This is a genomic window from Armatimonadia bacterium (assembly GCA_039679385.1).
Lineage (GTDB): Bacteria > Armatimonadota > Zipacnadia > Zipacnadales > JABUFB01 > JAJFTQ01.
Map to the genome: position 1 here is coordinate 77,164 of JBDKVB010000069.1, position 12,218 is coordinate 89,381.

A 12,218-nucleotide genomic window follows, 5' to 3' on the forward strand; every position below is an offset into this window, starting at 1 on the left:
TGATATGGAAGGCGTGGCAATCGGGCTTGCCGCAGCGGGTAGCCGCTACTCAAGCTTCGTGTGACGAGCGCGCATCTCCTCTTCGGTGGTGCCCAGATCCTTCATCAGGCGCACGACCATGCCCTCGCACAGGACCAGCAGACACTGCTCGAAGAGGGAGCCTGGCGGCTGCTGAGAGGCGATGAGCGCCGTCGGCTTGGTGAGTGGCGAGTGGACGTACAGCACGATGTCGGCCACTTTGGCGATAGGCGACTGCGGGAAGGCCGTGATCACTACGGTCCGGGCTCCGCGAGTAGCGCCTGCTTCGACGGTCGCCAGGGTCGTCCGGGTCTGGCCCGAGCCGGTGCCGACGATCAGCAAGTCACCGGGCTCGATGCCCGGGGTGATGGTCTCGCCAACGGCATGGGAGGACAGCCCCAGGTGCATCAGGCGCATGGCAAAGGCCTTCATCATCAGTCCACTGCGTCCGGCGCCGCCCACGAACACGCGGTTTGCCTTCAGGATTGCGCGGCACACCGTGAGGATTTCCTCCTCATCGGTCTGGGCGACGACCGAGCGGAGCTCATCGACCACCATCAGCTCATAGTTGTCCAAGGACATCCTTGTCCGGAGGTCCGCAAGCCCTGCGGCGCCTCAGGCTCCTGGCCCGGCTGCCGCAGGTTGACCTCCTGTACCCTCCTTTGTGGCTGCGGGTCGCGTGATAGCGATCGCGCATTGGTTCAGGTTCAGATACTTCCGGGCGGCCGCCTGGACGTCGGTCAGGCTGACCGCTTCAATCTTCTCGGCATAGCGTGCCGACTCCCGGTAGCCGAGACCGTAGAGCTCATCCAGCGTCTCCTGCGTCAGTCGGGTCGAGACGTCGCCAAGCTCTATTTCGTGGGCCGCGATGCACATCTTCTTGGCCCGCGCGAACTCGGCCGGTGACAGCGGCTTCTGCTGCACTTCGACGATCAGGTCGCGGATGATCTTTTCCACCAACTGCAGCTTCTCCGGCTGGGTCGCCGCGTAGACGAGCACGTAGCCGGGATCGATCCCCGGCGCCGGAACGAGGTGCGTCGCATAGACCAACTGAGCGCCCCGCAGCTTCTCATGCAACCGGCCGCCGGGGTAGTTGATCCCCGAGAAGGCGGCGTCGAGAACGTCCAGCGCGAAGCGATCCTTGACGTCGACGGTCGGACCGGGGAAGGCCATGTACAGCAGACCCTGCTCCTGGTCGCGCTCTTTCACTGCCCGTCGCTCCTCACTGGGCGGGGCCTCGGGAGCAAGCTTCACCGGCTGAGCGGGCGGAAGAGCCCAGTCGCCGAAGCACCGCTTCGCCAGCGCCAGCGCCTGGTCGATCTTCACGTCACCGTAGATCGACAGCACCATCGGGCTCGGTCGGCAGAGCTGCGCGTGATGGGCGATCAGCTTCTCGCGGGTGATCGACGCCACACTCTCGGGCGTCCCCAGTGGGTCGAGTCGGTAAGGATGCTGCTGGTAGAAGGTCTGCACCAGCAGGCGACTGACCACCGAGTCCGGGTCGTCCTCCTGGGCCTTAAGGGCCGCCAGGGTGAGCTGCTTCACGCGGTCCAGTTCCGCTGCCGGGAAGCTCGGGTTGCGCACGCAGTCGGTCAGCAGCGTCATCAGCAGGTTCAGGTCGGCGGTGAGACAGGTGCCGCTGAGGCTAAAGCTGTTGCGGCCCGAGGTCGCGGAGAGCCCGGCTGCGACGTCGTCGAGCGCCCTGGCAAGGTCCTGACGTGACCGGGTGCGAGTGCCCCGGGTGATCATCGCCGCGAGGAGGCGGCCGATGCCGGCGTTCTCGGCAGTCTCATAGCGCAGGCCGCCGAGCCAGGAGGCCTGCACACTGACCATCGGCGTGCGGTGATCCTCCCGCACGAGCACCGTGATGCCGTTCGGGAGCGTGCTGCGACGGGTGTCCTCACGCCGCTCGACGGGCTGCGTGGCTTGTGCCTGCGTCGTGCCCTTCCCGGCTCGACGCACCACGACCGTGAGATTCTCGGGGCGGAAGTAGCGGTTCGCAGCCGCCTGGATATCCGCCGCCGTCACCTTGCGAAGGCCCTCGACATAGCGGGTGCTGAAGTCGACATCCCCGGTGCTCAGGTAGTTGCTCCCCAGCATCTCGGCCCAGGAATCGACGTTGGCGCGAGCGTAGACGAGTTCGCTCTCCTTCTGCTTCTTGGCGCGACTCAGCTCGGCAGCGCTCACCGGCTCCGTCTTCAGCCGGTCCACCTCGGCAAGGATGGCCTTCTCGGCTTCGGCCAGCTTGCTCTCGTCGGCCACTGCCGAGATCACGAAGCGACCGCCATCATACTCCGGCGTGTAGGAGCCGCTGGTGATGGCGTCGACCAGCCCCTTCTCCTCCCGCAGCCGTGAGACGAGTCTGGAACTCGGACCGTTGCTGAGGATGTAATCGGCCACGTCCAGCGGGTACATGTCGGGCGAGAACAGCGTCACGGTGCGCCAGCCCAGGGCCAGGTACGCCCGCGAGAGAGTCGGGTCAACTTCCTCCACGCGCCGCGGACTGGTCTGCGCGGGTTCCTGGGGCAAGGTCGGGAGGTTCACGGCACGCCGGGGAATCTGCCCCAGCGACTGCTCCAGGGCCTTCATCACGCGGGTGGTCTCGAAGTCGCCGACGACCACAGCCACCACGTTATCCGTGGTGTACATGCGCCGGTGGTAGGACACGATGTCCTCGCGAGTCACCGCCTTGAAGCGGTCCGGGTACCCGATGATGCGGTACCGTGCCGGGTGCAGTCGCAGGAGGGTCTGGGTCATCAGGTTGCTGAGTCGCCGCCCGGGGTCATCCTCGCCCATCGCCATCTCGCGCAGGATCACGCCGCGCTGTGTCTCCACATCCTGCGGCGTGAGCAGCGGGTTGAAGACGTAGTCGCCGATGAGGTCGACCATGTCCTCGACGTTACGCGCCGGTCCAGTCATCCAGTAGCAGGTGTGGTCGGTGCTCGTGTAGGCGTTGGCCTGGTTGCCCAGGGCCTCCTGGATTGCGTTGATCTCGTCGGCCGTCCGGTGTGTGGAGCCGTGACCGACGAGGTGCTCCAGGAAATGAGTGATGCCACAGCCGAGGTAGTTGTCCTCGTACATGCTCCCGGCGCGGACATAGAATCGCACCGCAGCTACCGGAGCGGCATGGACCTCGTCGACGACCACGGTCATGCCATTGTCAAAGGTCCGCATCACAGGTTCTGCGTACGCCTGGCAGATCATCAGGAGCAGGGCCAGAACTACTGCGACCAGACATCGCTTCATCTCAGCACCTCGGGGAATCCTTGCGCGGCAGGGACTACTGCACTATCTTGAAGACCCCAGCCCTCTGATTATAGGACGCCAGGCCCGGAGTGAGAAGGCCTGCGCTCCTCTGGGCGGTCCTGCAGGGGCCACTGCGCGGCGCTCTCGGCTTCCCTTACCCACCCAGAGGGCACCATGCTATAATGACCTTATGCGCATTCTCGGTATCGATCCGGGGCTGAACTGCACGGGGTACGGACTGGTCGCGCATGACCCACCGTCCGCGCGGCTGGTGGAGGGCGGCGTGATCCGCACCGATGCCTCCGCTTCGCTGGAGGTGCGCCTGGCGACCCTTGCCCAGGGCATTCGCGGGGTAGTGTCCGATCTCGACCCCGAGGTGATGGTCGTCGAGGACCTCTACGCCAAGTACGAGCACCCTCGGACAGCGATTCTGATGGGCCATGCTCGTGGCGTGATCTTGCTCGCGGCGGCAGAGCGTGGGCTCCAGGTCGCCGCCTACCCGGCCTCTTTGGTCAAGCGCGCTCTCACCGGCCACGGTCGAGCCACCAAGGAGCAGGTCGCGTCGATGGTCGTGCATCTGCTTGGACTGGCGCAGGCGCCCGAGCCCAGAGACGTGACCGATGCCCTGGCGCTGTGCCTGTGTCATGCCGCGCCCATGCGTCTTGAGGGGCGTCGCGGAGCTCTGCCGGAACGCCTGGCGCGGGCGCTGGCCGATCAGGGAGCCGTCCCGCGCCGCGAGAGACGCTGAGCCGGAAGGCTTGTTGCGTAGCCTGCACCATATCTCTGGGGGCATCCTGTTGATCCGACGCATCCGTGGTGAGCTTGCCGGGATCCTCGAAGAGTCCGTGCTCGTCGACGTCCACGGTCTCACCTATGAGGTGTTCTTGCCGCCGCATGTCCGCGAGCGCTTCGAGGGCCGACCGACCGGCAGCGAGGTCGAGTTCTGCACCTACCACTACCTCGCAGTCGACCAGGCGAAGTCGGTGCCGGTGCTCTTCGGCTTCGAGAACGATGTGCAGCGCGACTTCTTCGAGCTTCTCACCGACGTGCCCCGAGTTGGACCACGGGCGGCGCTGCGAGCCTTTGCGTTGCCTGTGGCGACTGTGGCGAAGGCCATTGAGCTGCAGGACTCCCGCTTGCTCAAGTCTCTGCCCGGCGTCGGTCCACAGAGGGCCAAGGACATGATCGCCACCCTCGGTGGTAAGCTCGGGCGTTTCGTCGATGTGGAAGAGCTGGAGCGTGCCGCCGAGGCCGCCGAGCGTCCGCTGGAGAGCTTCGAGGCCGACGCGCTGGAGGTCCTCACACAGCTCGGGATGTCCCCTTCGGATGCTGTCACAGCCCTCCGAGCCGTCCGCGAGGCCGAACCGGAGCTCACGTCCGCCGATGCCCTGATCCGTCGCGTCTTCCAGAACCGATAGCTTCGTCTCCCGTAACATGACTGCGAGGTCCGTGACCATGGCTGAGGAGTCCTGTAAGCTGTGCCGGCCGGTCCCTCGTGAAACCCTCGGGCTGCTCGTGTACCTGGTGATTGCCTTCGGCGGGGCCTGGGCCATCGAGCTGATTCCGGTTCGAGCCATCGGCTACGGCAGCCCGAAGTCGGGCAACGCGGTCCTGTTCTGGCTGATCGGCGTCATGTACGTACCGATGCTTGCAGCGCTTGTCGCCCGCAAGGTTGAGGGTTGTGGCTTCGCCGACTCCGGCCTGCACTGGGGCAGGGGACGCTACCACTTGGTCGCCTGGCTCCTCCCAGCGGTCCTAGGTGTGGTGGCAACGGGGCTGACGCTCGCCCTGGGCCTGGGCACCTACGATCCGGGGCTATCTACCATCATGTCGCGGGTGCCGCCGGAAGGCCAGGAGTTCGTGCGTCAGCAGACAGCCCGCTTCGGCGCCTGGCTGCCGGTCATCATCTGGGTCAGCGCCCTGACGCAGGCGGTCCTCATCAACTGCGTGGCAACCTTCGGTGAGGAGTTCGGCTGGCGCGGTTATCTGCAGCGGCGTCTTGAGCGTTTCGGCGTCCGTGCCAGCGTGTTGCTCACCGGGCTGATCTGGGGCGTCTGGCACGCCCCGATCGTCGCCCAGGGCCACAACTACCCGGGCCATGCGGCGCTCGGCGTGCCGCTGTTCATCGTCTTTTGTACGGTGTGGAGCGTCATCCTCGGCTGGCTGCGGAACGCCTCGGGAAGTGTCTGGGCGCCGACCATCGCCCATGCCTCCATGAACGGGCCTGCCGTGGCTCCGATGATGTTCGTCAAGGGCGCCAACGTACTCGTCGCGAACTTCGTGGGTGTGGTCGGCATCGTCCTGGCCGGCCTGTTCGCGGCTTACCTCTTGGCAGCCGGGGTGATTCGCCGCCCGGTGGACCAACCTCCAGTCTGCGAGACCGAATCATGAGTGAAGACCTCGGACGTCAGCGAATCATCACGGCCCAGGAGCGCGGGCGCGACCACGACGAGCAGAACACGGTCCGCCCCCAGACTCTCGACGACTACGACGTGGGCCAGACCGAGCTCATCGGACAGTTGCGCATCGCCATTGCTGCGGCCAAGCAGCGCGGAGATGTGCTCGAGCACCTGCTCTTCGATGGCCCTCCGGGGCTCGGGAAGACCACACTGGCCCATATCATCGCCAACGAGATGGGCGTCGATATCCACCGGACCTCGGGCCCGGCGCTTGAGCGTGCCACCGACCTCGTGGGGATGCTGACGAACCTCAAGCGCGGTGATGTGTTCTTCGTCGACGAGATCCACCGTCTCCCGCGCGTGGTTGAGGAGTACCTGTACCCGGCGATGGAGGACTTCCGCATCGACTTCGTCGTGGATAGCGGGCCTTACGCCAAGACAGTCCCGCTGAACCTGGAGCCCTTCACCCTGATCGGGGCGACCACTCGGGCTGGGATGCTCACCGCTCCCCTGCGCGAGAGGTTCGGCATCTTCCTGCACCTGGAGTTCTACACGGAGGAGCAACTGGAGAAGATCGTCACCCGCGCTGCGCGGATCTGGGAGATTCCGCTTGACCCGGGTGGTGCGCGGGAGTTGGCCTGCCGCTCGCGAGGCACTGCGCGAGTCGTCAACCGTCTCCTGCGCCGCGTTCGCGACTATGCCCAGATCATGGGCGACGGCGTTGTAACCCAGACGATGGCGGCCGAGGCCCTCAGCGCCATGCGGGTCGACGAAGTGGGTCTCGACGAGCTCGATCGCAAGTACCTGCGCACCATGATCGACTACTACAACGGCGGACCGGTGGGGCTGAATGCCATTGCGGCAACTCTCTCGCAGGATGAGGGGACGCTGGAGGACGTGGTGGAGCCCTACCTGCTGAAGATCGGCTTCCTGCTGCGGACCTCCCGGGGTCGGCAGGCGAGTGGCCGCGCCTACGAGCATCTGGGCATTGACCGTGAGCCGCCTCCACCGCCCACAGGTGGCGTGCAGGCCATCCTTGGCCTCGACACCTGACCAGGTCGCCCCGGCGAAGGGTCGCCGGTCTGTCCGCAGTCTGCACCCGGTTCGTGTCTGGTCGAGGAGGAGAAGGCAATGTACGAGCTGGATCCGGACGAGCTTGATGCTGAGGACGAAGAGGAAGAGGAAGGCGGGCTGATCTGGGAAGACCCGCGCGAGAAGCCTCGCACCGGCGCTACCCTGATTCGCAAGCGCACGGGCAGGCTCGACCTGGAGACCTTTGCGCCGGTTGTGACGCACTATACCGGCCTCCACCGGGCCGATGCCGCAGCCGTGTGCGCCCATGGCCGCGGTATCCTGCTGGACAACATCGACATCGCGGCAGCCGAGGCCCTGGCTGCCCACCTGCAGTCCCTGGGCGAAGACTGCTTCGTCATCCCCGCCGAGCATCTGGTGCCCCTGCCTGAAGAGCGCCAGGTAGTGCGGGCGCGGATGACCAAAGAGGAACTCCACCTGTACGAGACGAGCGGGGAGGAGCACTCGGGGCCCTGGAGTCGCCTCCTCCTTCTGGCCATGGCTCGCGTTGCCGTCACGACCACTGTCGCGAGGCCCAGGCCCGGCAATATCCTCACACGCAAGATCAGCTATGGCGCCGCCGTCGTCGGCGGGGCCTATGGCGCTGTCCTTAGTGCGGCCGTGACGGGTTCCGCGGCCACACAGCACGCACACGGCACCTCTCACCACACCTATGCCGACCTTGTCTTCCTCCACCCTCTGCGCCGCCTGCGGATCAACGCCCGTGAGTTTGACTACACGATTCTCGGCGATCAGGTGCAGCCGGCCAGTGAGGCGAATCTGCGCGCCCTGGCACGCTGGTTCGTCCATGCGGCTCCCCAGGTGCGGACCAACTTCGACTCGCGCCACCTGCTGGAGACCGGCGAGATCGAGGTGCAGCACACGGACCTGCGCGAGCTGGAAGCCCTCGTTCACTGGCTCATCAACCTGGTCCGGTTCGACCGTCCCTGAGCTGCACCGACCGCGGCAGTGGAGGTGCAGGCACTGCGAAGCACGAAGGTCTTCGACCGTCGGTGAGCGCTCTGAGGCCGGCTGTGGCTAACCTTCGCCCCAGAGCGCAAGTCCCTTGTTGAGTCTTGCCGGACCACTCCCGTCGCCTTGTCCTTTACCGCCCGGGCTGAGCAAGCCCGCTGCCGATTCTGGAGGGCCGACCTGTGACCAGATCCATCGTCCTTGCTGTGATCTCGTTCCTGTCCCTCACGACCGCCTTCGCCCAGCAGACAGACAACGGGACCGTCAGCCTCACAGCGACGGGCAAGACGGGCGCCTACACCGGGTTCACCCTCAAGTCGGATGACACCGAGATCGCCACCGTCAACTTCGGGAGCAACCACGCCCTTACGGCTACCACTCTCAAGGCGACCACGAGCGTCCTGCGGTTCACCGGGCTGTCCTGCACGCCCACTCCCGCTCTGGGGCCCGCGAGCTTCATCGAGGTCCAGCTTCTGCCCAAGGACCCCTTCCCCGTGGTGACCTTCGAGCTTGACCTGCGCTCCTTCGATCAGGCGGCGTGGGAGAAGCGCTGGGGACAGGTGCCCTTCCACTTCCTGACCTGCAGCCTGCCGGGAGCCGAGGTCTTCCATCAGCGCGGCTGGTCCATCGGCACCCCTGTGGTGGATGACTACATTCAGATGAAGGCCGCGCCGCGCGGGCAGACGGTGGTGAGTCACTGGTCACGCGACTGGATGTACGCGCCGCCGATCGGCTCCTATCCCATGGCCGTCGCCGGGCTATGGAACTCGGCTGCGAAGCACTACGTGGGCTACGACTTCCACGGCGCACGCCTCACCGACCACAGCGAGAAGAACTTCGGCACCACCTACTGCTGGCAGTTCGGCGGCGATCGCGAGTTCTTCTGCCTCACCTGGCCCTACGGCAAGCAGTACATCAACCTTCGCTACCCCACGACCCCGGTTCGCTGCGGTACGCACTTCCGGCTCCTGTGGTCGCGCGATATGGGGCCCGACGACGACCCGAACCGACTGGTCAACGAGTTCCTCTGGAAGACCTACGCCGACCGTCTGCCCGATGCCGAGCGGATGAATGACCTGTCCTGGCTCCCCGACAGCCTGCGCATCAGCGACTTCCCCGTCCCCGGCAGTCTGGGCAACTTCGCAACCCAGAACACCGGCCCCGACGGCGATCGCTGGTGGCAGCCCAACGTCAACCTCATCGGCGGTCAGGGCTACTTCAACAGCATCGACTACTACTTCGACACGAAGGACCAGGCCTCCATCACTCGGCTTGGCACCGAGTGTCGCAAGATCGTCTCACTGGGCAAGTGGCTGGAGGTCGGCGGGGACAAGGGGTTCTTCTGGCAGACGCCGCTGGACGGTGGCGGCGCGGAGTTCTTCGGCCCCGGCGTCGAGACCTTCCACCATGTGCGCGGCTGGAACGCCGGGCTGGCACTGCTTGAGTACTACCGCAACGACCCGGCGGGAGCTGCTGATCTGCTGCCCTACATCGACGGCGTGCTGCGCTACACCAAGCACATCCTTTACACCCGCAACTGCTATCCCGACGTTCCGGCGGCGCAGTTCGCCTGGAGCGCCACTCCCTGCGTCACCTTCTGCCTGAAGTACTACTACTTCTTCCGCAACGATCCCTCGCACCAGGACCTGGCCGAGCTGGCCTACAAGCTGGCCCGGAACATGACCTACCGCTATCTCGCGCTCTGGCCCTGCGACAACGACGACATGGACGACCTCGACAGCTCCTTCTTCATGGAGCCCAATGCCGGGCTGCCCTGGCTGGGTTGCGCCTGTGCCAACGAGGTCTGGGTCTACAACATCGCCATGCTCTACGAGTACCTCAGCACCGGCGATCCGATCATGGGCCACTACCTGCGCGGAATGCTCGAGCGTTACCCGCAGATGTTCCAGGACCAGTGGTACCCGTCAGTGCGCGAGTACCCCAGCAGCGCCTTCACCGAGCGCTACGGCCTCTTCGATGAGTGCGCCCAGGGCAAGGGGAAGCGCGCTGACTACGGCGGCCTCTGGGGCGGCTTTGAGCGTCTCATCTGGCCTGTGGGAACCTCACGCGCCCGGGTGGTCTGTGGTGAGAAGGCGGCCATGGCCTTCGACCGCGACGGTCGCCATACCGACCTCAGCGGCTATCGCTACTATGGCGACGGCCGGTGCTCCTTCAAGCTCGTGGCCGGCGGTCTGCAGGCCGATCCCGCTGCCTCCTTCGACCTCAGCGTTACCTTCCCGTTCTTCGACCTGCGCAGCAAGCAGGTGTCCCTGATCCGCGACGGCCAGACCAGCCGCCTTGCGGCGGACCGCCTCACGACCTTCGCCGCCCAGAAGGACACCCTGATCCTCAAGGGCGTCAAGCTGGGCGACACGGTCTGCTTGGGCGGCTACGATGCAGCAGTGGTGCCCTTGTCCTGCGCCGTCGCCAAGCCCCGGGTGCAAGACTCCGACGGGCCCAGCTTCCTCGAGCGCGACGGATTCCAGATGCTGAATCTCGCGCGGGGCGCCTTCGAGGGGATCGACCGCAACTGGGATGACCCCAAGTCGATGGCGAGTTATGAGCCGGGCTTCAAGACCCTCTACGGGGTGCCCTTCCAACTACTCGATCCTGACCTGACGCAGAACCGGGTCACGGTTCCGCGCCGGGGCATCGCCTTCGGCGAGCATCCGCAGTACCTGTTCCTCCTGGTTGGCGGGCTTGACGACCGCTCGCATCTCACCCTCTACCGTGATGAGCAGACCCGCGAGTCGATTCCGCTGGCCGGGTCGGTGCCGGTGATCCAGTCCTGGCCCCCGGTCTTCGACTGGCACCTCAGCCTCGCCGTCATCGAGAACAAGGGCAAGCCCATCATGTCCCTGGCTCCCGTGGGGTGCCAGATCTACGCCATCACCTCCACTGACCTGCAGGCCGCCAAGCTCTCGGAGACACTAGCAGCCCTGCAGTCTCGCCGCGAGCTCGAACTCGCCCGTGAGGCAACCCTTAAGGAGCTCAAGTCGCTGGCTCCCTTGCTGGAGGCGGTCAGTGGGCATGTGGCCGTCCTGCCTCATCCGGACACCACCAACCCACGGGCGAACCTCGTAGTGAAGATGCTGCAGGAGGCCGGGCTGGCCAAGCACCTCACCTTCCTCACCGCACAGGACCTGGTGAACCCGCGGGTCTTCAACGCCCACAAGGTCTGGATCGCCCTCTACCTGGGCGGCGAGCACTACTACCAAACCGTCAACCGCACGGGTGACGGCGACGAGGCCATGCTGAACTGGCTCAAGGGCGGCGGCACCCTCGTGGCGCTCTCCAGCCAGCCCTTCCCCTTCTACTACAACGAGGCCGGCAAGCCCGTCGTCAGCGCACCCAAGTTCGGTCTGCCCATCAACGGCAGCGGTGCGGGCGATCGCATGGACACGCTGGAGGTCTCGCCCACGCGTGGCTGGGAGGAGCCGCCCGCCGGTGTGCGTCTCAGCTTCGAGGTAGATGCCTCGCAGAAGGTCTTCCCGAACCTGCCGGCCCGCTTCCCCTGGCCCACCGATATCGACCAGCGTTGGCGGCCGCTCTACGATGTGGCCGGTCCGCTGAACCACTACATCCCGCTGATCACCCTCCGCGACGAGAAGGGCAAGAGCTACGGCGACGCGGCGGCCATGATCGAGTACAACACCGGCGAGCTCTCCGGCGCGAAGGTGGTCTACGTCTGGCACGGTCTGCGGCAGAGCGCCCAGTACCAGCGCGAGTTGCTCCTTGGCACGCTGCGCTATGTGCTTAGCAACGTCACGCCGCCGCCGCTGGAGTACTCGTGCTTGCGTGCTGCGACACCGCCGGTCATCGACGGCAAGCTGGACGAGGAGATCTGGCGTCAGGCGCCTGCGACCGAAGCCTTCACTCGCCTCGATCCCGACGCGAAGGACGGCCAGGACCTCAAGACCACCGGCCGGATGGCCTGGGATAGTCAGTACCTGTACCTGGCCTGGGAGTGCGAGGACCCGGACGTCTGGGCCACCTACACCGACCATGACGCCTATCTGTGGGAGCAGGAAGCCGTGGAGGTCTACGCCGACCCCGACGGTGACGGCGCGAACTACCGCGAGATCGAGATCAGCCCGCGCAACGTGACCGTGGACCTGAACATCAGCCGCGCCAACCTCCTGGGTCAGCCTGCCGAGGGCCTGCTCGGAATCCTCTGGGATGCCGAGGGCATGAAGACGGCAGTGGACGTGCAGGGCACGCTCAACCAGCGCGAGGATACCGACAAGGGATGGACCGCCGAGGCCGCTATCCCCTGGAGTAACTTCGTCACCAGCGGGAAGGCCGTGCCGTCGCTCGGCGACGCCTGGCGGATCCAACTGCTCCGCATCGACCGCAGCAACAAGGTGGCCCATGCGCAGTTCTCAGCCTGGTCACCCACGCCGGTGTTCCATCGCCCCTCCTGCTTCGGTCGCGTGACCTTCACCGGCAACCCCTACCACGACGACTTCTCCGCCTATCCCGAGGGAGGGCTCCCGCTGCCGACCTGGACGA

At 65.8% G+C, this 12,218-nt stretch carries 8 protein-coding genes; 6 read left to right on the forward strand and 2 right to left on the reverse strand.

Annotation, left to right across the window (positions count from 1 at the left end; genetic code table 11):
• Positions 1-45: 45 nt before the first annotated feature.
• Entirely contained in the window at positions 46-600 is a 555-nt protein-coding gene (hxlB, locus tag ABFE16_07795) for a 6-phospho-3-hexuloisomerase (protein MEN6345195.1), read from the reverse strand.
• 33 nt (positions 601-633) lie between these two features.
• On the reverse strand, positions 634-3,264 hold the full coding sequence (locus ABFE16_07800; GenBank protein MEN6345196.1) for a pitrilysin family protein: 2,631 nt from the start codon (positions 3,262-3,264) through the stop codon (positions 634-636).
• A gap of 190 nt (positions 3,265-3,454) precedes the next feature.
• Here ABFE16_07800 and ruvC point away from each other — a divergent pair, with 190 nt between their 5' ends.
• From ruvC to ABFE16_07830, 6 genes are all read left to right on the forward strand, one after another.
• Positions 3,455-4,012, forward strand: coding sequence for a crossover junction endodeoxyribonuclease RuvC (gene ruvC / locus ABFE16_07805; protein MEN6345197.1), 558 nt, complete (start codon positions 3,455-3,457; stop codon positions 4,010-4,012).
• A 49-nt stretch (positions 4,013-4,061) separates the two neighbouring features.
• A complete protein-coding gene (ruvA, locus tag ABFE16_07810) occupies positions 4,062-4,682 on the forward strand; it encodes a Holliday junction branch migration protein RuvA (GenBank protein ID MEN6345198.1) in 621 nt (206 codons plus the stop codon).
• Between the two features lie 37 nt (positions 4,683-4,719).
• Positions 4,720-5,655, forward strand: coding sequence for a type II CAAX endopeptidase family protein (locus ABFE16_07815; GenBank protein ID MEN6345199.1), 936 nt, complete (start codon positions 4,720-4,722; stop codon positions 5,653-5,655).
• Complete coding sequence (gene ruvB / locus ABFE16_07820; GenBank protein ID MEN6345200.1) at positions 5,652-6,716, forward strand: Holliday junction branch migration DNA helicase RuvB; 1,065 nt, start codon at positions 5,652-5,654, stop codon at positions 6,714-6,716. Before ABFE16_07815 ends, ruvB begins: the two co-directional genes overlap by 4 nt.
• 78 nt (positions 6,717-6,794) lie before the next feature.
• Positions 6,795-7,685 carry a hypothetical protein gene (locus ABFE16_07825; protein ID MEN6345201.1) on the forward strand — a complete coding sequence of 297 codons (891 nt, stop codon included), beginning with the start codon at positions 6,795-6,797 and terminating at the stop codon, positions 7,683-7,685.
• A gap of 203 nt (positions 7,686-7,888) precedes the next feature.
• Positions 7,889-12,218: carbohydrate-binding family 9-like protein (locus tag ABFE16_07830; protein ID MEN6345202.1), on the forward strand; the 4,330-nt coding region annotated here is incomplete at its 3' end.

Excerpts from the sequence above, each read along its gene's own strand:
- ABFE16_07825 (MEN6345201.1), top strand. The coding sequence starts at position 6,795 with ATGTACGAGCTGGATCCGGACGAGCTTGATGCTGAGGACGAAGAGGAA.
- hxlB (MEN6345195.1), bottom strand. The coding sequence starts at position 600 with ATGTCCTTGGACAACTATGAGCTGATGGTGGTCGATGAGCTCCGCTCG.
- ABFE16_07800 (MEN6345196.1), bottom strand. The coding sequence starts at position 3,264 with ATGAAGCGATGTCTGGTCGCAGTAGTTCTGGCCCTGCTCCTGATGATC.
- ruvC (MEN6345197.1), top strand. The coding sequence starts at position 3,455 with ATGCGCATTCTCGGTATCGATCCGGGGCTGAACTGCACGGGGTACGGA.
- ABFE16_07815 (MEN6345199.1), top strand. The coding sequence starts at position 4,720 with ATGGCTGAGGAGTCCTGTAAGCTGTGCCGGCCGGTCCCTCGTGAAACC.
- ruvB (MEN6345200.1), top strand. The coding sequence starts at position 5,652 with ATGAGTGAAGACCTCGGACGTCAGCGAATCATCACGGCCCAGGAGCGC.